This window comes from Stenotrophomonas sp. SAM-B, assembly GCF_013387485.1.
GTDB lineage: Bacteria > Pseudomonadota > Gammaproteobacteria > Xanthomonadales > Xanthomonadaceae > Stenotrophomonas > Stenotrophomonas maltophilia_AA.
Map to the genome: position 1 here is coordinate 42,472 of NZ_JABBXB010000001.1, position 22,384 is coordinate 64,855.

Below are 22,384 nucleotides of genomic sequence, written 5' to 3' on the forward strand. Positions count from 1 at the left end.
CGGATGTGCCCATGTCTTCACGCAAACCCCTCACCGCCGCGCTGGCGCTTGGCCTGACCCTCGCCGCCGGCGCCCATGCCGATGAAGGCATGTGGATGCCGACCCAGCTGCCGGACCTGGCCAAACCGCTGAAGGCGGCCGGCTTCAAGGGCAACCCGGGCGACCTGGCCAACGTCACCGCGCCGCCGCTGAGCGCGGTGGTGCGGGCCGGTGGCGGTACCGGCTCGTTCGTCTCAGACGACGGCCTGCTGCTGACCAACCACCACGTCGCCATGGGCGTGATCCAGTACAACAGCTCGGCCGAGCACAATCTGATCAACGACGGCTTCATCGCCAAGGGTCGCAGCGATGAGCGCGCGGCCAACCCGGATTTCCGCGTGCTGGTCACGGTCGGGTTCGACAAGGTCACCGATGAAGTGCTGCGCGATGCCCGCGGCAAGACCGGGCGTGCGTACTTCGACGCGGTGGACCGCGCCAGCAAGCAGCTGGTGGCCGACTGCGAGAAGGAGGGCAACATCCGCTGCAGCGTGGCGGACATGTACTACGGCACCGATTTCTATCGTATCCGCCAGCTTGAGCTGAGCGATGTGCGCCTGGTCTATGCGCCGCCGCGCGCGATCGGCAACTACGGCGATGAGATCGACAACTTCATGTGGCCGCGCCACACCGGCGATTTCACCCTGCTGCGCGCCTACGTCGGCAAGGACGGCAAGCCCGCGCCGTACAGCGTGGACAACGTGCCCTACCACCCGCCGGCCCACCTGAAGATGGCAATCGACGGCCCGAAGACCGGCGATTACGCGATGCTGGCCGGCTATCCGGGCATCACCTACCGCCATCGCACGGCCGCGGAATTCGCCAGCCAGATCGATGCGGTGCTGCCGCGCCGCGTGGCGGTGTTCCAGCAGATGATCGACACCATCGAGTCGGCCAGTGCCAAGGACGCCCAGGCACGTACCCGTTACGCTTCGCAGCTGCAGTCGCTGAAGAACAACCGCAAGCGGGCCGCCGGTGAGCTGGAAGGCCTGCTGCGCAGCGATGCCAAGGCCCAGCGCGCCGCCGATGAAGCGGCGATGCTGCAGGCCACCGATGCGAAGTACCAGGGCGATATCCAGTCGCTGCTGACCTCGCTGTCCAGCGGTGCCTCGGTGGGGGAGCGCGATCTGCTGCTCGACCTGCTCTCGGCGCAGAGCCAGCTGCTGCGTTCGGCATTGACCCTGGAGCGCCTGCGCATCGAATCGGCCAAGCCCGATGCCGAGCGTGACAGCGGCTACCAGCAGCGCGATCTGGCGCTGATCGAAGGCGTGCTCAAGCAGGTCCAGCGCCGGTACGATCCGGCCATCGAAAAGGCCCTGCTGACCACGCTGCTGACCCGTTACCAGCAGCTGCCGGACGCGCAGCGCGTGCCCGAGTTCGATGCCGCCTTCGGCCGCACGCCGGCCGCGCTGGCCAAGACCCTGGACACGCTCTATGCCAGCACGCATCTGGGCGACGAAGCCGAGCGCCTGTCGCGATTTGCCGCCGCACAGCAGGGCAAGGCACTGGCGCGCGATCCGCTGATCGACCTGGCCGGCCCGCTGGTCGCCGCGCAGCTGCGCCTGGATGACGAGCGCAAGACCCGCGAGGGCGAGCAGCTGCGCCTGCGCCCGGCCTACATGCAGGCTCTGTTCGCCTGGCGTGCCAAGCAGGGCCGTGCGGTCTACCCGGATGCCAACCGCACGCTGCGCATCAGCTACGGCAAGGTCGAAGCGCTGTCCCCGCGCGATGCGGTGCATTTCGACCCGGTGACCACCGTGGCCGGGATCGTCGAGAAGAACACCAACGCCTATCCTTTCGATGCGCCCAAGCCGCTGCTGGACGCGATCGCCAAGGGTGATTTCGGCTCCACCGCCGATCCGGTGCTGAAGACCCAGACGGTCAACTTCCTGACCAACCTGGACACCACCGGCGGCAACTCCGGCTCGCCGGTGCTCAATGCCAAGGGCGAGCTGATCGGCCTGAACTTCGACAGCAACTGGGAGTCGGTCAGCGCCAGCTGGTGGTTCGATCCGCGCTTTAAGCGCGCGGTGCACGTGGACATGCGCTACCTGCGCTGGCTGCTGGCCAAGGTCTACCCGGCACCCGAACTGCTGAAGGAAATGGGCGTCCCCGCCGAATAAGGCACGGCGGCCCGCCCTGGAACGCCACGACCAACGGTCGTGGCCTACACTGCGGGCTGCTCTCACGGAAACACCCGCGTGGTCTCCAGCTGGATCCTGCTGTTGGTGTCAGTGGTCTACGCCGCGCTGCTGTTCGCGGTGGCGTGGTGGGGCGACCGTCGCCCGATGTATCCGAACCGGCCGTGGCTGCGGCCGGTGGTCTACAGCCTGGCGCTGGCGGTGTACTGCTCGTCGTGGACGTTCTACGGTGCGGTCGGCACGGCGGTCCGCAACGGGATCGGCTATCTGCCGATCTACCTGGGGCCGCTGCTGCTGTGGGTGTTCGGCTGGCGCATCATCGAACGCCTGGCGCTGATCGCCCGCAGCCAGAACGTGGTTTCCATCGCCGATTTCATCTCTTCGCGCTTCGGGCGCTCGCGCCGCCTGGCCGCGCTGGTGGCGGTGATCGCGCTGATCGGCATCGTGCCGTACCTGGCCCTGCAGTACAAAGCGGTGGCGATGAGCCTGCAGGTCCTGACCGGCAACGTCGGCCCCACCGGCTTCTTCACCGATCCGGCGCTGTACGTGGCGCTGCTGATGGCTTTGTTCGCCACGCTGTTCGGCACCCGCCAGGTGGACGCCACCGAGCACCACCACGGCATGATGCTGGCGATCGCGCTGGAATCGATGATCAAGCTGATCGCGATGGTCGCGCTCGGGCTGTTCGCCTACCTGTGGCTCAACGACCGCACCGATGCGGTGATCGAGTCAGCGCATACGCTGTTCACCGGGCTGCCGCCGGTGGGCTTCATCTCGCAGACGCTGCTGAGTTTCCTGGCGATCATCTGCCTGCCGCGCCAGTTCCACGTGGCCGTGGTCGAGTGTGGCGACGTACGCGACATCCGCCGCGCGCGCTGGATGTTCGGTGCCTACCTGGTGATCATCTCGGCGATGGTGATCCCGATCGCCACCGCCGGCGTGACCCTGTTCGGCACCGGTGGCAGTGTCGCCGATGACAGCATGGTGCTGGCGCTGCCGCTGGCCGAAGGCCGCAAATTCCTGGCGCTGGTCGCCTACGTCGGCGGTTTCTCGGCGGCCACCGGCATGGTCATCGTGGCCTCGATCGCGCTGGCCACCATGGTCAGCAACGACCTGGTGATGCCGGTCCTGCTGCGCCGCAGTGGCGACCATCAGGAAGCGGCGGATGTCGCCTCGCGCGTGCTGTGGATCCGGCGCACCGCGATCCTGCTGCTGGCGCTGGTCGCCTACAGCTATTACCGCGGCAGCAGCAACGACAGCACCCTGGCGTCGTATGGGCTGATGGCCTTCGCGGCGGTGGCGCAGTTCGCGCCGGGGCTGATCGGCGGGCTGTACTGGCGCGGTGCCAGCCGCCGGGGCGTGGAGGTCGGCATGCTGCTCGGCTTCGCCACGTGGGTCTACACGCTGCTGCTGCCCGCGCTGACCCACGCCGGGTGGATGGACGAGGCCTGGCTGGTGCAGGGGCCGTTCGGGATCGGCTGGCTGCAGCCGCAGCATCTGTTCGGCATGAGCGGCTGGGACCCGCTGACCCACGGCACCTTCTGGTCGCTGCTGGTCAATGTCGCGGCGATGGTGCTGGTCTCGGTGCGCTGGCGCCCGGGCGTGGACGAGCGGCTGCGCGCCGCCCCGTTCCTGGACCCGTATGCGCAGCGGCCCTCGGTGGCCGGCGCCTGGCCGGGCAACGTGCATGTGGGCGACCTGCTGGCGCTGGCCTCGCGCGTGGTCGGTGACCGCCATGCCCGCCGGTCCTTCTTCGAGCAGGCCCAGTCGATGGACCGCGAGCTGCAGGCCTCCGCGCCGGCCGACCGCGCCTGGGTCCAGTTCACCGAGCGCCTGCTGGCCGCTTCGATCGGCGCGGCCTCGGCGCGCCTGCTGCTGACCAGCCTGCTGCGCGGCTCGGGCATGGACCTGGGCGAAGTGGTGGCGGTGCTCGACGAAGCGGGGCAGGAGCTGCGCTTCAACCGCGAGATCCTCTCCACCACGCTGGAGAACATCAGCGCGGGGGTCAGCGTGGTCGATCCGGACATGCGTCTCACCGCATGGAACCGCCGCTACCAGCAGATGTTCGGGTATCCCGACGGGATGCTCTACGTAGGTCGGCCGGTCGCCGACCTGATCCGCTACAACGCCGAGCGCGGCGAGCTCGGCGAGGGCGACATCGAGCTGCAGATCAACCGCCGCATCGGCTACATGCGCGCCGGCTCGCCGCACATCTTCGAGCGCACCCGCAGCGACGGCAAGGTGATCGAGATGCGTGGGCAGGCCCTGCCCGGCGGTGGCTACGTCACCAGCTACAACGACATCACCGACTACAAGCACGCCGAACGCGCGCTGCTGGAGGCCAACGAAACCCTGGAGCAGCGCGTGGCCGAGCGCTCGCACGAAGCCGAGGTGGCGCAGCAGTCGAAGACGCGCTTCCTGGCCGCGATCAGCCATGACGTGCTGCAGCCGCTCAATGCCGCCCGCCTGTTCGCCTCGGCGCTGCGCGAGAGCCACCACAACAACGAAGAGCAGCGGCACCTGGCCGAGCGCGTCGATGCATCGCTGCGCGCCGCCGAGGAGCTGCTGGACGGCCTGCTGGACGTCTCGCGCCTGGACGCCGGTGGCCTGCACCCGGTGATCGGCGATTTCGATGTCAGCCTGCTGATGCGCGAGCTGGCCGCGCAGTACTCGCCGGTCGCCGCCGGGCGCGGGCTGCGCATGGACCTGTTCGCGCGTCCGGCCTGGGTGCGCAGCGATCGCCGCCTGCTGCGCCGCGTGCTGCAGAACTTCCTGGCCAATGCGCTGCGCTACACGCGCCAGGGCCGCATCGTGCTGGCGGTGCGCCATCGCGGGCCGGAGGTGGAACTGCAGGTGTGGGATACCGGCCCCGGCATTCCCGAGCATCACATGCAGCAGATTTTCGATGAGTTCCACCGCTACCAGCAGCCGTTCGACTGGGGTGAGCAGGGGCTTGGGTTGGGGCTGTCGATCTGCCAGCGCATCTCGCGCCTGCTCGATCACCGCCTCAACGCGCGCAGCCGGGTCGGCAGCGGCAGCATGTTCTCGATCCTGCTGCCGCTGGTGGCCGCGCCGGCCCTGCCGACGGCGACCGCGCTGCCGGCGCCGAGCCCGGTCACCCGCGCCGATTCACTGGCCGGCATGCGCGTGCTGTGCGTGGACAACGACCAGGAGATCCTGGACGGCATGCGGGCGCTGCTGGGGCGCTGGCAGGTACAGGTGATCACCGCCAGCACGGTCGACCAGGCGCTGGAGAAAGTGGTCGAGCGGCCGGATGTGATGCTGGTGGACTACCACCTGCATGACCGCCTGGACGGGCTGGACACGCTGGTGGCACTGGGCCAGAAGGCCGGGCGTGCGATTCCCGGCGCGCTGCTCACCGCCGATGGGCGCGATGAGCTCAAGCGGATGGCACGTGACCGCGGCTACCGGTTGTTGACCAAGCCGATCAAGCCGGCCTCGCTGCGCGCCTTCCTGGCTGCCTTCCACGACACCCGCGGCGATCTCTAGCCGCGGGGCCGTGGCCGTGGCCGTGGCCGGTCAGGCGATGGCGCCGCTGAGGTGTTCGTACAGGATGGTCGAGCCGATGATGATCAGGATCAGGCCGCCGATGATCTCCGCACGCTTGCCGACCATGCCGCCCAGCACGCGGCCGAGCATGATGCCCGCGGTCACCATGATCAGGGTGCACAGGCCGATGATGAGTGCCATCACGCCGATATGGACGTCGAGGAAGGCCAGGCCGATGCCGACCGCCATCGCATCGATGCTGGTGGCAAAACCGGTCATCGCCAGGCGCCAGAAGCCGTGGTGCTTGCTGGTGTCTTCGTCCTCGGCGCCGTCATCGGGGCGCAGGCCGTTGATGATCATGTGCACGCCCAGCGCGCCGAGCAGGCCGAACGCGATCCAGTGATCGAAGGCCTCCACGTACTGCAGTGCGGCGCGGCCGAGCAGCCAGCCGATCACCGGGGTGATGCCTTCGATGACACCGAAAATCAGGCCGGCGCGCAGCGCGTCGGAGAAGCGCGGTCTGCGCATGGCCGCGCCTTTGCCGATCGCCGCGGCGAAGGCATCGGTGGACATGGCAAAGCCGATCAGCAGGATCGAAACAGGAGACATGGGGATACGCGGCAGGTCGGGCGACTGCGAGCAACGGACCGCGAACGCGCCCAACCTGTCGTTGCGCACGCGGACCGCTGGTCTCGCCAACCAAGATGGCTACCCGCACCACGGCGCACTGGCCGAGTATGTTGATGCGGGCGATTCCTTCAGCAGGAATCCGGCTACTCCCCAAGGGGACGCGAAGCTTAGCACCGGGGGTGCAGCGTGGAGCGTCCACCGCGAATTGCGCAGGTAACGCTGGAATTCATAGCTCCGGCTATAACGCCGGCGCGCGTGGATCTACTCTTCTTCCGGCGGCAACACGATCTGTTCGTCATCGATGGCCAGCTTGCCGGCCATCAGCACCGCCTGGGTGCGGTTGGTGACGCCGAGCTTGCGCAGGATCGCGGTGACGTGGGCCTTGATCGTCGCTTCGGACACGTTGAGGTCGTAGGCGATCTGCTTGTTGAGGCGACCGGCGCCGAGCATCTGCAGCACCCGGAACTGCTGCGGGGTCAGCTCGCGCAGGCGCTGGCCGATCTCGCGTTCCTCGCGGCCGGTCGGTGGCACGTTGTGCGCTTCCGGCGGCGCCCAGGTCTCGCCATCGAGGATAGTGCCCAGCGCATGGCCGATCGTGTCCGAATCGGCGGACTTGGGGATGAAGCCGAAGGCGCCATGGTCGAGCGCGCGGCGCATCACCGTCGGCTCCTCGCGCGCGGACACCACCACCACCGGCAGCTGCGGGTGCAGGGCGCGCATATGCACGAGCGCGTTGAAGCCCTGCGCACCGGGCATGTTGAGGTCCATCAGGACCAGGTCGGCGTCGGTGTGCTGGTCGGCCAGCTGGTACAGCGCTTCCACGCTGTCCGCTTCGTACAGCTGCACGCCGGGGATGACGCGTTGCACGGCCCCGCGAAGGGCTTCGCGGAACAGCGGATGGTCATCGGCAATCAGGAGGGTCGTCATGGTGGGGGCCATGTTGCGGAGGAGTGCAGCGGCGCAACGAACGAGTCTATCGAGGTGACAGCCCCCTGAGTCAGGAGGCTGCCGCGAAGCGGCGGGGTGTGGGTGCTGGTGAGACGGGGCCCACGATCCGCTTGCGGACCGTGGGAGCGACAGCGCGAACGCGATGACGCGGCCCCATCCTGCGCCTTCACGGCGAAGGACTACTTCACTTCACTTTCCGCTCTTCCACCAGAGAGGCCACGACCGACGGATCGGCCAGGGTCGAGGTGTCACCGAGCTGATCGGGTGCGTTCTCGGCGATCTTGCGCAGGATGCGGCGCATGATCTTGCCCGAGCGCGTCTTGGGCAGGCCGGGCGCCCACTGCAGATGATCAGGCGCGGCGATCGGACCGATCTCCTTGCGCACCCAGGCCACCAGTTCCTTGTGCAGTTCCTCGCTCGGCGTTTCGTCGGCGATCAGGGTGACGTAGGCATAGATGCCCTGGCCCTTGATGTCGTGCGGGAAGCCGACCACGGCCGCTTCGGCCACCTTCGGGTGCGAGACCAGCGCGCTTTCCACTTCGGCAGTGCCGATGCGGTGGCCGGAGACGTTGATCACATCGTCCACGCGGCCGGTGATCCAGTAGTAGCCATCTTCGTCACGACGGCAGCCGTCGCCGGTGAAGTAGCTGCCCGGGTAGGTGCGGAAATACGTATCGATGAAGCGCTGATGGTCACCGTAGACGGTACGCATCTGGCCCGGCCACGAATCGCGGATGACCAAATTGCCCTCGGTGGCCCCCTCCTGGATCTCGCCGTCGGCGTTGACCAGGGCCGGCTGCACGCCGAAGAAGGGCAGGGTGGCCGAACCCGGCTTGAGATCGACCGCGCCGGCCAGCGGCGAGATCAGGATGCCGCCGGTTTCGGTCTGCCACCAGGTATCCACGATCGGGCAGCGGCTGTCGCCGACCACCTCGTAGTACCAGCGCCACGCTTCCGGATTGATCGGTTCGCCGACGCTACCGAGCAGGCGCAGCGAACTGCGCGAGGTGCGCTTGACCGGTGCATCGCCTTCGCGCATCAACGCGCGGATCGCGGTGGGAGCGGTGTAGAAAATGGTGACCTGGTGCTTGTCGATCACCTCCCAGAAGCGCGAGGTATTCGGGTAGTTCGGCACGCCTTCGAACATCACCGAGGTCGCGCCGTTGGCCAGCGGGCCGTACACGATGTAGCTGTGGCCGGTGACCCAGCCGACGTCGGCGGTGCACCAGTAGATGTCGTCCTCGCGCAGGTCGAACACCGCTTCATGGGTGTAGGCCGCGTACAGCAGGTAGCCGCCGGTGGTGTGCAGCACGCCCTTGGGCTTGCCGGTGGACCCGGAGGTGTAGAGGATGAACAGCGGATCCTCGGCATTCATGCGCTCGGCTTCGCACTGCGCCGGCTGCGGATCCACCACGTCATGGAACCAGCGGTCGCGCGGGGCCTGCATGTCCACCGCGCCGCCGGTGTGGCGGACCACCAGCACCGTTTCCACGGTGGTGGTGCCGGGCAGCTTCAGCGCGGCATCGACATTGGCTTTGAGCGGAATCTTCTTGCCCCCGCGCAGACCTTCGTCGGCGGTGATGATCAGCTTGCTGCCGCAGTCGATGACGCGGTCGGCGATCGAGTTCGGGGCGAAGCCGCCGAACACCACCGAATGGATCGCACCGATACGCGCACAGGCCAGCATGGCCACCGCGGCGTCGACGATCATCGGCAGGTAGATGGTGACCCGGTCGCCCTTCTTGACGCCGAGGTTGCGCAGCGCGTTGCCGAGGCGGCAGGTGCGCTCATACAGCTCGCGGTAGGTGACACCCTGGGCCGGTGCGTCGGGGCTGTCCGGTTCGAACAGCAACGCGATCTTGTCGCCGCGCTTGTCGAGTTGGCGGTCCAGGCAGTTGACGCTGGCGTTGAGCTCGCCATCTTCGAACCACTTGATCCGGAAATCGTCGAGCTGGTAGCTGACGTTCTTGATGCGGGTGGGTTTCTTGAACCAGTCCAGGCGCTCGGCGGCCTTGCCCCAGAAGGCATCCGGATGCTCCACCGATTCGCGGTAGAGCTGCTGGTACGTGTTCCTGTCGATCCGCGATGCCGCGGCGAACGCGGCGTCGACGGGGTAAAGATCAGCCATGGCACCCTCACTTGCACGTTGACTTGGGTTGTGCGGTCGCAACATAAGTGACGACCTCTCCCCCTCAGTTTGCCGCATCCACCCGCCTGCGCGTTACCGGGGTGGTTAGACCATGGTCGAACGCCGACCACCCCGATATGACATGGCCGTTGACCCCGGTAGCTCACGACCGTTCGCCGCGGTAGCTCACGACCGTTCGCCCCGGTAGCTCACGACCGTTGGTCGTGAGGCAGTGCGTACCGACCAACGGTCGGTACCTACGCGGTGCCTTCGGCACCTGCCGACCGCCTGCCGGCGCCCGGGTCGTACTCGCCCCGTCGGGGGGGAGTACGACTAATGGCCAATAGCTTCGGTGCGTCAACGCGCCGCACCCTCGGCTCGACCGTGCCCCATGCGCGGCATCACCTTGCCACCCGGGAGAGAGGGCAACATGAGCCACCGTTTGCTGAGGACGACACGCCGGCCACTGGCCGCCGCCATGTTCGTCGCATTGATCGCGCCAGGCATGGCGTTCGCCGAAACCGCAAAAGAGAAAGCACTGGAAGCCCGCGTCGTGGAACTGGAGCGCCAGGTCCAGCTGCTGCTGTCCAACCAGCAGCAACAGCAGGTCCAGATCAGCCAGGCCCAGACCGAGGTCACCGCCGTGCGCACGGTCCAGGCGCAGCAGCCGGTGGCGGCCACCGTGCCGGCCGGCAAGCAGCCGATCCAGGTCACCACCATCACCCCGGGTGCCGCGCCGGGCACCACGGTCAAGATCGGCGGCTTCATCAAGGCCGATTTCCTGGCTACCCAGACCGGCGACGGCCAGCTGGCCGACGACGCCACCGGCCGCGCGCTGTACCTGCCGGGCCAGACCCCGGTGGCCGGTGCCGGCGGCAGCGGCGAGCGTTCGGACGTGGACTACAACGCCCACGCCAAGTTCTCGCGCTTCAACCTGGGCATCGACAATGTCAGCGAGGCCGGCAACAAGTCCGGTGCGTTCTTCGAGATGGACTTCTTCGGCAACTCGCTGGGCAACCAGACCGCCACCAATACCTACGGTGTGACCCTGCGTCACGCCTACATGTACTGGAACAACTGGATGGCCGGCCAGACCTGGTCGAACTTCATGGACGCGGCCTCGCTGCCGGAAGCCGCCGACTTCGTCGGCCCGACCGACGGCGTGATCTTCGTGCGCCAGGCCCAGATCCGCTACACCCAGGGCGGCTTCAGCGTCGCGCTGGAAAACCCGGAAACCACGCTGCTCACCGGCGCCCGCAATCCGGTCACCGGTGCGTGGACCAACGTGGCCAGCAACTCCGATCGCGGCGCATTGCCCGACCTGACCCTGCGCTATGGCTGGAAGGGTGACTGGGGTACCTTCGGCGTCGGCGGCGTGGTCCGCCAGTTGAAGGTCGACAACCAGACCACCGGTGCCGATGCGGACAAGATCGCCGGCGGCCTGACCCTGGGCGGCAAGTGGGTGATGGGTCCGACCGACACGCTGCATTACCAGGTCACCGGCGGCGAAGGCATCGCGCGCTACATCGGCCTGGGCGTCACCGCCGATACCGCGTATGACATCGCCCGCGACGAACTCAACCCGACCGGCGTGCTGGCCGGCTACGTGGGCTGGCGCCACGCCTTCACCCCGAAGCTGCGCACCAACCTGATCTACGCGCGCAGCGATTACGACAACGACGGCAGCCTCGGCCCGCTGGTCACCAAGAGCGTGCAGAGCATCCGCGGCAACGTGTTCTACACGCCGATGCCCAAGGTCGATGTCGGCGCCGAGCTGATGTACGGCGTGCGCGAGATCGAGGATGGCCGCAAGGGCGATATCAGCCGCCTGCAGTTCACGACCAAATACAGCTTCTAAATGCGTGCCGACCCACGGTCGGCACCTACCAACAACGATTGCTTCGGAGGGGAAGCGTCCCATGTCAACAACACCTGCACCGGCGAAAGCCCAACTTACCCAGGGACACAAGAAGGTCATCTTCGCGTCCAGCCTGGGTACCGTCTTCGAGTGGTACGACTTCTTCCTGTACGGCTCGCTCGCCGCGATCATCGCCAAGCAGTTCTTCAGCGGCGTCAATGAAACCACGGGCATGATCTTCGCCCTGCTGGCGTTCGCGGCCGGCTTCTTCGTGCGCCCGTTCGGCGCGGCCTTCTTCGGCAGCCTCGGCGACCGCATCGGCCGCAAGTACACCTTCCTGGTCACGATCCTGATCATGGGCATCTCGACCTTCCTGGTCGGCGTGCTGCCCAACTACGCCTCGATCGGTTTCGCCGCTCCGGTCATCCTGATCATCCTGCGCCTGGCCCAGGGCCTGGCGATGGGTGGCGAGTACGGTGGTGCCGCGACCTACGTCGCCGAGCATGCACCGGCCGACAAGCGTGGCCTGTACACCAGCTTCATCCAGTGCACCGCGACGCTCGGCCTGTTCATGTCGCTGCTGATCATCCTGGCCTGCCGCTACTTCCTGGGCAATGAGGCGTTCGAAGCCTGGGGCTGGCGCATTCCGTTCCTGGTCTCGATCGTGCTGCTGGGCGTGTCGGTGTGGATTCGCCTGCAGCTGAGCGAGTCTCCGCTGTTCCAGCAGATGAAGGCCGAAGGCAAGGGCTCCAAGACCCCGTTCCGTGACAGCCTCAAGGACGGCAACCTCAAGCTGATGCTGCTGGTCCTGCTCGGCGCCGCAGCCGGCCAGGCCGTGGTGTGGTACGGCGGCCAGTTCTACGCGCTGTTCTTCCTGAGCAGCATGCTCAAGGTCGACGCCACCACCTCCTACCTGCTGATCGCCGCCGCGCTTGCACTGGGCGTACCGTTCTTCATCTTCTTCGGCTGGCTGTCGGACCGTATCGGCCGCAAGAAGATCATCCTGGCCGGCTGTCTGCTGGCCGCGATCACCTACATCCCGATCTTCAAGGGCCTGACCCACTTCGCCAACCCGGCCATCGAAGAAGCGCGCACCAACTCGCCGGCGCTGGTCAATGCCGATCCGAACACCTGCTCGTTCCAGTTCGATCCGGTCGGCATGCGCAAGTTCACCAGCTCCTGCGACGTGGCCACCGCGGCCCTGACCAAGGCTGGCGTGCCGTATGAAGTGCAGCCGGCACCGGCCGGTTCGCTGGCGGTGGTCAACGTGGGCACCTCCAAAGTGACATCGTTCGAGGCCGCCGGGTTGACCAAGGATGAGCTCAAGGCCAAGGGCGATGCCTTCGGTGGGGAGCTCAAGGGTGCATTGGGTGCGGCGGGTTATCCGGCCAAGGCCGACAACGCACGCATCAACATCCCGGGCACGATCTTCATGCTGTGGCTGCTGGTGCTCTACGTGACCATGGTCTACGGCCCGATCGCCGCCTACCTGGTGGAACTGTTCCCGACCCGCATCCGCTACACCTCGATGTCGCTGCCGTACCACATCGGCAACGGCTGGTTCGGTGGCTTCCTGCCGGCGATTTCCTTCGCGCTGGTGGCCGGTACCGGCAACCTCTACTACGGCCTGTGGTACCCGATCATCATCGCGTTGATGACGGTCGTGGTCGGTGGCCTGTTCCTGCACGAAACCAAGGATGTGGACATCACCAAGTAACGGTGATCGCCACGGCATGACGAAGGGGCCGCGATGCGAATCGTGGCCCTTTCTGTTTCCGGGGTAGTGCCGGCCGCTGGCCGGCTCCCGATCAACCGGCGGGTACGCGTGCGAGGTTGCCGGCCAGCGGCCGGCACTACCGATCCCGCCATCACGCAGCCTGCCGCTATAGTCAGGCCATGAGCGATGCCCACACCGATCCCGCCGCGCTTCCCGCGATCCTGCACGCCCTGCGTACCGCCTGGCAGGCCAATCGCCCGACGCTGGACCAGCGCCGCGGTGACCTGCAGCGCCTGCGCGCGGCCCTCAAGGCCCGCCTGCCGGAGATGGCGGCCGCGATCTCGGCCGACTTCGGCCACCGCTCCACCCACGAATCGCTGATCGCCGATGGCATGACCGTGCTCGGCGACATCGATCATCTGTGCGGCCATCTGCGCGGCTGGATGCGGCCGTGCCGGGTCGGTGTCGGCTGGCGGTTCTGGCCGGCGCGCGCGCAGACCCGCGCGGTGCCGCTGGGCGTGGTTGGCGTGATCTCGCCGTGGAACTACCCGGTCAACCTGGCGCTGATTCCGCTGGCCACCGCCATTGCCGCCGGCAACCACGTGATCCTCAAGCCGTCCGAGCACACGCCGCGCACCAGTGCCTTCCTGCAGTCGCTGCTGGCCGAGGTATTCCCGTCGGATCGCGTGGCGGTCGTGCAGGGCGATGGAGACCTCGCCAGCGCCGTGGCCGGCTCGCCGCTGGACCACCTGGTGTTCACCGGCTCCACCACCATCGGCCGCAAGGTCATGGCGGCGGCCGCCGAGCACCTCACCCCGTTGACCCTGGAACTGGGCGGTAAATCCCCCGCTATCGTCTGCAGCGATTACCCGCTGGAGAAGGCGGCCGCGCGCCTGGCCACGGGCAAGTTCTTCAATGCCGGGCAGACCTGCATCGCGCCGGACTACGTGCTGATCGACGGCCATCGCCAGCGCGAGCTGGTGCAGCAGCTGCAGACCCAGGTGCAGGCGCGCTATGGCGATTTCAGCGACGCCGCGGATTACACGCGCATCATCCACGAGGGCCAGTACCAGCGGCTGCGCGGCTATCTCGAGGAGGCCCGCGCGCGGGGCGTTCCGGTGATCGAACTGGCGACGGTCGATCCCGAGCGTGCCCAACGCGAGCGGCTGATCGTGCCGACCATCGTGCTCGATCCGCCGGCCGATCTGGCCCTGATGCGCGAAGAGATATTCGGTCCGATCCTGCCGGTCTGCGCGTATCCGGATCTGGATGCTGCCATCGCGGAGGTGCAGTCACGTGACCGTCCGTTGGCGCTGTACGTTTTCAGTCACGAACGCACGCAGGTGGAACGGGTGCTGGCGCAGGTCGTGGCCGGCGGCGTCACCGTCAACGACACGCTGCTGCATTTCGCGGTCAATGGGCTGCCGTTCGGCGGCGTCGGCCCGAGTGGCATGGGCGCGTACCACGCGCGTGCCGGCTTCGATGCGATGAGCAAGCAGCTGCCGATCCTGTGGCAGTCGCGCTGGGCCGCCAGCGATCTGCTCAAACCGCCGTATTCGAAGATCGCCGGGATGTTGAAGATGATGGTGCGGTAGGGGGTCGCCGACGAAGGCGCGCCCCACAGGTAGAATGGCGCACATGAAAATCGCCTCCTGGAACGTCAACTCGCTCAACGTGCGCCTGCCGCACCTGGAACAATGGCTCACGGCGTTCGCGCCGGACGTGGTCGGCATCCAGGAAACCAAGATGGAGGACCACAAGTTCCCCGACGCGGTGCTGGCCGGGCTGGGCTACCGCAGCGTGTTTGCCGGGCAGAAGACCTACAACGGCGTCGCGCTGCTCTCGCGCGAACCGGCGCAGGACGTCCAGATCGGCATTCCCGGCTTCGAGGATGAGCAGAAGCGCGCCATCGCCGGGACCGTCAACGGCGTGCGCATCATCAATCTGTACGTGGTCAACGGCCAGGACGTGGGCACCGACAAGTACGCCTACAAGCTGCGCTGGCTCGAGGCCGTGCACGCCTGGGTCGAGGCCGAGCTGGCCAGGTACCCGGAGCTGGTGGTGATGGGCGACTTCAACATCGCGCCCGATGCCCGCGACGTGCACGACCCGCTGGTCTGGAACGAGAACCACATCCTGACCTCCACCGCCGAGCGCGGCGCCCTGAACAAGCTGCTGCAGCTGGGCCTGCACGACGCCTTCCGCCTGCACAGCGAGGAAGAGGGCGTGTTCAGCTGGTGGGACTACCGGGCGGCCGGCTTCCGCCGCAACCTGGGCCTGCGCATCGACCTGACCCTGGTCTCCGACGCGCTCAAGGCGCGCGCGCTGGCCTCCGGCATCGACCGCGAACCGCGTACCTGGGAACGCCCCAGCGACCACGCCCCGGCGTGGGTGCAGTTGGGTTGACCGCGGAAACAACAAGGCCCGGCAGTGCCGGGCCTTGTCGATCGAACGAAGTACGTGAGCGCGTCAGCGGACGCTTCGACGCGTAAACAGGTTCACGATCGCGAGCAGGATGACGGCACCGATCAGCGAGAACAGGAACGTACGGATGGTGATTGCTTCATTGATGCCACCGCCGAACAGCCAACCGGCCAGCAGTGCGCCGATGATGCCGACCACGATGTTGAGGATGATGCCTTGCTGCGCGTCCCGCTTCATGATGATGCTGGCAAGCCAGCCCACGATGCCGCCGACGATCAACCAGATGATGATGCCCATAGCGTTGACTCCCTCTGTGCGGTTGCAACCTGTGCAGTTGACGGCACACCCCGTGAAGTCGTCGTGCAGCCGCGATGGCGGGGGCGTGGCATGAGCCTGCCGGCCACCCTCGACGGCCCCTGGCGCTTCGGCCCGGTCACGGTCTGGCGCCTGCCGCACGTGGCGGGCACCCGTGGCGAGCCACAGGCCCGGGTGCTGCTGGCCGGGCAGCTGGGTGGCGAACCGGAGGATCTGCCGCTGCAGCGCGACCCGCGTGGCCGGCCGGAGCTGCATGGCCCGCTGGCGCATGTGGGCACCGGCTGGAGCCACAGCCACGGGCTGCTGCTGGTCGCGATGGGCGAGGGGGTCCGGCTCGGGGTGGACCTGGAGCCGCTGCGCCCGCGCCCGCGGATGCTGGAGATCGTCCAGCGCTTCTTCCACCCGGCCGAGATCGCCTGGCTGGAGTCGCTGGACGAGACCGCCCGCAACCACTGGTTCTTCCGCGTGTGGTGCGCCAAGGAAGCGCTGCTCAAGGCGCAGGGGCAGGGCATTTCGTTCGGCCTGCACCGGCTGCAGCTCGCGCCGGGCATCGATGGTGGCCTGCACCTGGCGTGGTGTGACCCCGAACTCGGACCTGCCGAGCGCTGGCACCTGCATGAGTGGCAGGCGGCCGATGATTTCCGGGCCGCGCTGGCATTCCATGCCCTGTAATGGATGCCCGTCGTCCCCGGGCGCCGCTGCCGCCGCAGGCAAGATGCGATAATCACGGCATGACTGATCACACACTTCCGTCCGGCGTGGCCGACGCGCTGGAGCGCGGGCTGTCGGCGATGGGCCTGGAGGCCGCGCTGGCACCGCCGCTGCTGACCTACCTGACCCTGCTGGACCGCTGGAACCGTACCTACAACCTGACCGCGATCCGCGACCCGCTGGAGATGGTCACCCGCCATCTGCTCGACTCGCTGGCGATGCAGCCCTACCTGGAGGTTGGCACCCTGGCCGATCTGGGGACCGGCCCCGGGCTGCCGGGCATCCCGCTGGCGATCGCGCGCCCGCAGCTGCAGGTGACCCTGGTCGAGAGCAACGGCAAGAAGGCCCGTTTCATGCGCGAAGCCGTTCGCCAGCTGGGCCTGGGCAATGCCCGCGTGGCCGAGTCGCGCGCCGAGGCGCTGGCCGAACCGGCCGCTTACGACCACCTGACCGCGCGCGCGATGGACACCCTGGCCGGGATCATCCGGGTCGGTGGGCATCTGCTGCGCCCCGGTGGCCGTCTGCTGGCGATGAAAGGCGTGTACCCGCACGACGAGATCGCGCAGCTGCCGGCCGGCTGGTCGGTCGATAAGGTGGTGCCGCTGAGCGTCCCCGGGTTGACCGGTGAGCGCCATCTGGTGGTGGTCACCGGCCCGTGAGCCGGTGACTTCACTGCCCGCATCGCCCGTCCCACGGTCGTCCTGCCCCTCTCCCGGCCTGGCCCCGTGCCGCGTCGTCGGCGTGCCCGTGGGCGCGGCTGCGGCATTGCGGCGCGTGCCTGCCGCGCATCTCACAGTGCATGACACGCCCCATATACGCATAATGACCAGTCCCACTCCCTGCCGATGAGGCTCACCCGCATGGCCCGCATCATCGCCATCGCCAACCAGAAAGGTGGCGTCGGCAAGACCACGACCGCCGTCAATCTGGCCGCCTCCCTGGCTGCTGCACCCAAGCGCGTGCTTCTTGTCGACCTCGATTCCCAAGGCAATGCGACCATGGGCAGCGGCGTGGACAAGCGCGAAGTCGCCTCCTCCACCTGTGACCTGCTGCTGGGCGAAAGCACCGCGGCCGAGGTCCGGGTCAAGACGCCGGAAGGCTTCGACCTGCTCCCGGGCAACATCGACCTGACCGCCGCCGAGATCCAGCTGATGGACCAGAGCGAGCGCGAGCAGCGCCTCAAGCGCGCGCTGGCCCCGATCCGCGACGAATACGACTACATCCTGATCGACTGCCCGCCGGCGCTGTCGCTGCTGACGCTCAACGCGCTGGCCGCCGCCGACTCTGTGATCGTGCCGATGCAGTGCGAGTACTACGCGCTGGAAGGCCTGAGCGCGCTGGTGGAAACCATCGAAGCGCTGCGCGCCAACCTCAATCCCGCGCTGGAGATCGAGGGCGTGCTGCGCACCATGTTCGATGTGCGCAACAACCTGGCCAACGCCGTGTCGGCCGAGCTGACCGAGCACTTCGGCGAGCAGGTGTTCCGCACCATCGTGCCGCGCAACGTGCGTCTGGCCGAGGCGCCCAGCCATGGCCAGAGCATCGTCGGGTACGACCGTGCCTCGCGCGGTGGCGTTGCCTATCTCGGCCTCGCCGGCGAGATCATCCGTCGCAACAACCAACGCAAGAAGGCCGACAAGGCCATGGAGACCGCCTGATGAGCACCAAGCCTGCCCTTGGCAAGAAACGCGGCCTCGGCCGTGGCCTCGACGCGCTGTTGGGGCCCAAGGGGGCGGTGACACAGGTTCAGGCAGCGGCGGTGGTCGAGCCGCAGCCGGGTGAAATCCTGCGCAAGCTGCCGGTCGGCCACCTGCAGCCGGGCAAGTACCAGCCGCGCCGCGACATGGACGAGACCAAGCTCGGCGAGCTGGCCGAGTCGATCAAGTCGCAGGGCGTGATCCAGCCGATCCTGGTCCGCCAGCTTGGTCCGGACCGCTTCGAGATCGTGGCCGGCGAACGCCGCTGGCGCGCCTCGCAGCTGGCCGGCCTGGATGAAGTGCCGGTGGTGGTGCGCGAACTGGAAGACCGCACCGTCATCGCGATGGCGCTGATCGAGAACATCCAGCGCGAAGACCTCAACCCGCTCGAAGAAGCCGAAGCACTGCAGCGGCTGATCACCGAATTCGCGCTGACCCACGCCGAGGCCGCGCAGGCTGTCGGCCGCTCGCGTGCGGCGGTCTCCAACCTGCTGCGCCTGCTCGAGCTGCCGGTCGCGATCCGCCTGCTGCTGGAAACCCGTCGGCTGGAAATGGGCCATGCCCGCGCGCTGCTGACGCTGGCGCCGGAACTGGCCAGCAAACTGGCCCAGGAAGCGGCCGACCAGGGCTGGTCGGTGCGCGAAGTCGAGCACCGCGCGCAGCAGTTCGCCGCCGGCAAGGTGCCGGGCGCGCTGCGCAAGAAGCCCGCGGCCGCCGCGCCGCAGGCCGACATCGCCTCGCTGGAAACCGAACTGTCCGAGTCGCTGGGCGCCCGCGTGGCGATCAACCACGGCCGTGGCGGCAAGGGCAAGCTGATCATCCATTACACCGACCTGGACACGCTGGATGGCGTGCTCGACCGACTTCGCGCACAGAAGGGCTGAGTCCCCCGCAGGCGTCAGAGGATCCCCCCCAAGCAATGAACCCCACCAAGGTCGACCGCAACCATCTGTTGCGTCTGACCGACCTGCCGAATGTCGGGCCGGCCTGTGAGAAAGATCTCCGTCTGATCGGCATCCGCGTGCCAGCGCACCTGCGCGGTCGCGATGCCTATGACATGTACGCGCAGCTGTGTCTGCGCACCGGCGTGATGCACGACCCCTGCGTGATCGATGTGTTCCTGTCGGTGGTGCGTTTCATGCAGGGCGAGGCACCGCGGCCGTGGTGGGATTTCAGCAAGGAACGCAAGGCCACGCTGGCCAAGGAAGCGCCGCTGAGCCTGTGGTGAAGCGGCGCACCCGGCAACCGGCAGCCATCACCGGGAGCACCCATGAGCAATGAACACGACGACGTAAGCCCGGGCGGCAGCCCGATCCTGCTGCACACGCAGGAAAAGGACTTCGAGCCGGCACACGGCGAGGAATCCATCGAGCAGATCAGCGCGCATATCGAGCACTACCTCGGCCCGATCTCGGGCGTGTTCCACGAGATCGTCTCCGACGCGGTGCACATCGACGTGCACGTGGTGCCGGCCACCGAGGACATGCCGTACCTGCGGCTGGTGACCTCGGGCATGAGCGACCTGCCGATGCCGCTGCCCGAGGGCGTGGAAGCGCCGCAGCATATGGAGCTGATGCTGACCCTGCCGGCCGACTGGCCGATCCAGCACGGCGACTTCGACAACGAAGCCCACTACTGGCCGATCCGCCTGCTCAAGAGCCTGGCCCGGCTGCCGCACAAGTACGACACCTGGCTGGGGTTTGGCCACACCGTGCCCAACGGCGATCCGGCCGAGCCCTATGCACCCGGCGTCGGCTTCGATGGCGCGATCGTACTGCCGTCAGTGAGCGCGCCGGAGGGTTTCAGCCACCTGATGATCGACGATGCAAAGACCATCGTGTTCATGACCCTGGTGCCGCTGTATCCCGAAGAGATGGCGCTGAAGCTGAAGAAGGGCAGCGATGCGCTGCTGGACCGCTTCGATGCCAAGGGCGTCAAGGACATCATCGAACCGGGCCGGGTCAACGTGGCGAGGAAGCGTTTCGGCCTGTTCTGAGCGCATCGGCGATATCCTGTGCGCTGGTAACCCAAGACATCTGCCATGACCATCCTCGTGACCGGCGCCGCCGGCTTCATCGGCGCCAACACCTGCAAGGCCCTGCTCGCGCGCGGTGAGCGCGTCGTCGGCCTGGACAACTACAACGACTACTACGATCCGCAGATCAAGCGCGATCGCGTGGCCGCGCTGTGCCCGCAGGCCGACATCCGCGTGCTCGACCTGACCGACCGCGAGGGCCTGGCCGCGCTGTTCGACGAGGTCCAGCCGACCCGGGTCATCCACCTGGCCGCGCAGGCCGGCGTGCGTTACTCGCTGGAAAATCCGCATGCCTACGTCGACAGCAACCTGACCGGCTTCGTCAACATGCTGGAGCTGTGCCGCCATCGCGGCGTGGCCCATCTGGTGTATGCCTCCAGCAGCTCGGTGTACGGCGATTCGGCCACCCCGCCGTTCTCCGAAGACCAGCGCATCGACAAGCCGCGCTCGCTGTACGCCGCGACCAAGGCCGCCAACGAGCTGATGGCCTACACCTACGCCCAGCTGTTCGGCCTGCATGCCACCGGCCTGCGCTTCTTCACCGTGTACGGCCCGTGGGGCCGCCCGGACATGGCACCGCTGCTGTTCTCGCGCGCGGTGCTGGCCGGCCGCCCGATCGATGTCTTCAACGACGGAAAAATGCAGCGCGACTTCACACATGTCTCCGACATCGTGGAAGGTATCCTCGGCGCGCTGGCGCATCCGTCCAGCGAGGTCGTTCCGCATCGTGTCTTCAATCTCGGCAATCACACGCCGATCGAGCTGGAGCACTTCATCGGTGTCATCGAGGCCGCCGCCGGACGTCCCGCGCAGAAGGTCTACAAGCCGATGCAGCCGGGCGACATGGTCCGCACCATGGCCGATACCACGCGGGCGCATGACGCTTTCGGCTATGAGCCGACCATGCCGATCGAGCGCGGTCTGCCGCCGGTGGTGGCCTGGTGCCGCGATTATTTCGGTACTCACGCCTGACACACACGCACCCATTCATCTTCGGATAACCTCGGGTGCGGAAAATGCGCGCTCTTTTTCGATCCTGGCCATTCGCAGAGTCCGACCATGAGCCAACCCCAGTTGTCGGTCGTCGTCCCGGTCTTCAATGAACGCGACAACGTCACGCCCCTGATCAACGAGATCACCACCGCGCTGCGCGGACGGATCGAGTTCGAAATCGTCTATGTCGACGACCATTCGCGCGACGACACCCTGGCGGTGCTGCAGTCCCTGAAGGCCACCACGGCGGAACTGCGGGTGCTGCACCATGTCACCCAGAGCGGGCAGAGCACCGCGGTGCGCAACGGCGTCAAGCACGCCCGCGCGCCCTGGATCGCGACCCTGGACGGTGACGGCCAGAACGACCCGGCCGACATCCCCGGGCTGCTCGCCGCGCGCGCTGCGGCCTTCAGCGAGGTGAAGCTGTTCGCCGGCTGGCGCGTGCACCGCCAGGATTCGGGCAGCAAGCGCTGGGCGAGCAAGTGGGCCAACGCGATCCGGGCGCGCATGCTGCGCGACGACACGCCCGATACCGGCTGCGGCATCAAGCTGTTCGAGCGTGCCGCGTTCCTGGACCTGCCGTATTTCGACCACATGCACCGCTACCTGCCGGCGCTGATGCAGCGTGCCGGCTGGAAGACCCTCAGCGTGCCGGTCAATCACCGCCATCGCACCGCGGGCGTATCCAAGTACAACAACCTCGGCCGCGCCCTGGTCGGCATCCGCGACCTGCGCGGGGTCGCCTGGCTGATCACGCGCAGCAAGCGCACCGCCGTGGAAGAACGCTGATGGAACTGCACTGGCTCGACCAGCCGCTGACCTGGCTGTACTGGACCGGCCTGCACGTCACCGGCTGGAAGCTGATCGGCTACACCGGCGCACTGATGTTCGGCGGCCGCTGGCTGGTCCAGTTCGTTGCCTCGCGCCGCGCCGGCAAGCCGGTGATCCCACGCCTGTTCTGGTACATGAGCGTGGTCGGCAGCCTGATGACGCTGAGCTACTTCCTGTTCTCGGCCAAGCAGGACTCGGTGGGCGTGTTGCAGAACCTGTTCCCGGCGTTCACCGCGCTGTACAGCCTGAAGCTGGATATCGCGCACCGCGGATGGAAGCGGGACAAGGCCACGCACTAGGGTGAATCCACGCCATGCGTGGATGCTTGCCGTGTCGCGGGCAGGACCTTTGATCCATGCAGCGCCCGGCCGCTTGGTGCCATCATCGGGGTTTGCCGTCCCTCGGGAACC

Annotated in this window: 19 protein-coding genes; 15 read left to right on the top strand and 4 right to left on the bottom strand. The window is 67.3% G+C overall.

The features are described from left to right. The first annotated feature begins 11 nt into the window (after positions 1-11). Positions 12-2,159 carry a S46 family peptidase gene (locus tag HH110_RS00175; RefSeq protein ID WP_176987780.1) on the top strand — a complete coding sequence of 716 codons (2,148 nt, stop codon included), beginning with the start codon at positions 12-14 and terminating at the stop codon, positions 2,157-2,159. 78 nt (positions 2,160-2,237) lie between these two features. Beyond that, complete coding sequence (locus HH110_RS00180) at positions 2,238-5,687, top strand: PAS domain-containing hybrid sensor histidine kinase/response regulator (RefSeq protein ID WP_176987781.1); 3,450 nt, start codon at positions 2,238-2,240, stop codon at positions 5,685-5,687. A gap of 30 nt (positions 5,688-5,717) precedes the next feature. On the opposite strand, the gene HH110_RS00185 is transcribed toward HH110_RS00180, so the two are convergent. From HH110_RS00185 to acs, 3 genes are all read right to left on the bottom strand, one after another. Then, positions 5,718-6,296 (bottom strand): manganese efflux pump MntP family protein, encoded by a 579-nt coding sequence (locus tag HH110_RS00185; protein ID WP_176987782.1) that lies wholly within the window; start codon positions 6,294-6,296, stop codon positions 5,718-5,720. Positions 6,297-6,578: 282 nt separating this feature from the next. Further along, on the bottom strand, positions 6,579-7,244 hold the full coding sequence (locus tag HH110_RS00190; RefSeq protein WP_070470067.1) for a response regulator transcription factor: 666 nt from the start codon (positions 7,242-7,244) through the stop codon (positions 6,579-6,581). 205 nt (positions 7,245-7,449) lie between these two features. Then, positions 7,450-9,393, bottom strand: coding sequence for an acetate--CoA ligase (gene acs / locus HH110_RS00195; RefSeq protein WP_176987783.1), 1,944 nt, complete (start codon positions 9,391-9,393; stop codon positions 7,450-7,452). A gap of 430 nt (positions 9,394-9,823) precedes the next feature. Here acs and HH110_RS00200 point away from each other — a divergent pair, with 430 nt between their 5' ends. The 4 genes from HH110_RS00200 to xth all read left to right on the top strand — a co-directional run bounded on the left by HH110_RS00200 (position 9,824) and on the right by xth (position 15,374). Then, entirely contained in the window at positions 9,824-11,251 is a 1,428-nt protein-coding gene (locus HH110_RS00200; protein WP_176987784.1) for a DcaP family trimeric outer membrane transporter, read from the top strand. 61 nt (positions 11,252-11,312) lie between these two features. Further along, entirely contained in the window at positions 11,313-12,968 is a 1,656-nt protein-coding gene (locus tag HH110_RS00205) for an MFS transporter (RefSeq protein WP_176987785.1), read from the top strand. Between the two features lie 179 nt (positions 12,969-13,147). Further along, positions 13,148-14,563, top strand: coding sequence for a coniferyl aldehyde dehydrogenase (locus tag HH110_RS00210; protein WP_176987786.1), 1,416 nt, complete (start codon positions 13,148-13,150; stop codon positions 14,561-14,563). A gap of 43 nt (positions 14,564-14,606) precedes the next feature. After that, the gene (gene xth, locus HH110_RS00215) at positions 14,607-15,374 is read left to right on the top strand and encodes an exodeoxyribonuclease III (protein WP_088432299.1); all 768 of its coding nucleotides are present in this window, start codon (positions 14,607-14,609) and stop codon (positions 15,372-15,374) included. Positions 15,375-15,437: 63 nt separating this feature from the next. Here the strand turns inward: xth and HH110_RS00220 are convergent, their stop codons facing one another. Continuing rightward, complete coding sequence (locus HH110_RS00220; protein WP_038685456.1) at positions 15,438-15,689, bottom strand: GlsB/YeaQ/YmgE family stress response membrane protein; 252 nt, start codon at positions 15,687-15,689, stop codon at positions 15,438-15,440. A 90-nt stretch (positions 15,690-15,779) separates the two neighbouring features. On the opposite strand from HH110_RS00220, the gene HH110_RS00225 reads away from it, so the two are divergent. From HH110_RS00225 to HH110_RS00265, 9 genes are all read left to right on the top strand, one after another. Next, positions 15,780-16,379, top strand: coding sequence for a 4'-phosphopantetheinyl transferase superfamily protein (locus HH110_RS00225; protein ID WP_176987787.1), 600 nt, complete (start codon positions 15,780-15,782; stop codon positions 16,377-16,379). Positions 16,380-16,438: 59 nt separating this feature from the next. Continuing rightward, entirely contained in the window at positions 16,439-17,077 is a 639-nt protein-coding gene (rsmG, locus tag HH110_RS00230; protein ID WP_176987788.1) for a 16S rRNA (guanine(527)-N(7))-methyltransferase RsmG, read from the top strand. 201 nt (positions 17,078-17,278) lie between these two features. Then, positions 17,279-18,076, top strand: a complete 798-nt coding sequence (locus HH110_RS00235; RefSeq protein ID WP_176987789.1) for a ParA family protein — start codon at positions 17,279-17,281, stop codon at positions 18,074-18,076. Further along, positions 18,076-18,999 (top strand): ParB/RepB/Spo0J family partition protein, encoded by a 924-nt coding sequence (locus tag HH110_RS00240; RefSeq protein ID WP_176987790.1) that lies wholly within the window; start codon positions 18,076-18,078, stop codon positions 18,997-18,999. Before HH110_RS00235 ends, HH110_RS00240 begins: the two co-directional genes overlap by 1 nt. A gap of 35 nt (positions 19,000-19,034) precedes the next feature. Further along, the gene (locus HH110_RS00245) at positions 19,035-19,343 is read left to right on the top strand and encodes a helix-hairpin-helix domain-containing protein (protein ID WP_176987791.1); all 309 of its coding nucleotides are present in this window, start codon (positions 19,035-19,037) and stop codon (positions 19,341-19,343) included. A gap of 42 nt (positions 19,344-19,385) precedes the next feature. Continuing rightward, a complete protein-coding gene (locus tag HH110_RS00250) occupies positions 19,386-20,111 on the top strand; it encodes a suppressor of fused domain protein (RefSeq protein ID WP_176987792.1) in 726 nt (241 codons plus the stop codon). A gap of 45 nt (positions 20,112-20,156) precedes the next feature. After that, a complete protein-coding gene (locus tag HH110_RS00255) occupies positions 20,157-21,122 on the top strand; it encodes an SDR family NAD(P)-dependent oxidoreductase (protein ID WP_176987793.1) in 966 nt (321 codons plus the stop codon). Positions 21,123-21,209: 87 nt separating this feature from the next. Beyond that, positions 21,210-21,932 (top strand): glycosyltransferase family 2 protein, encoded by a 723-nt coding sequence (locus HH110_RS00260; RefSeq protein WP_176987794.1) that lies wholly within the window; start codon positions 21,210-21,212, stop codon positions 21,930-21,932. Further along, positions 21,932-22,273 carry a lipid-A-disaccharide synthase N-terminal domain-containing protein gene (locus tag HH110_RS00265; RefSeq protein WP_121040949.1) on the top strand — a complete coding sequence of 114 codons (342 nt, stop codon included), beginning with the start codon at positions 21,932-21,934 and terminating at the stop codon, positions 22,271-22,273. The genes HH110_RS00260 and HH110_RS00265 overlap by 1 nt, the downstream gene beginning before the upstream one ends. Positions 22,274-22,384: the final 111 nt, after the last annotated feature.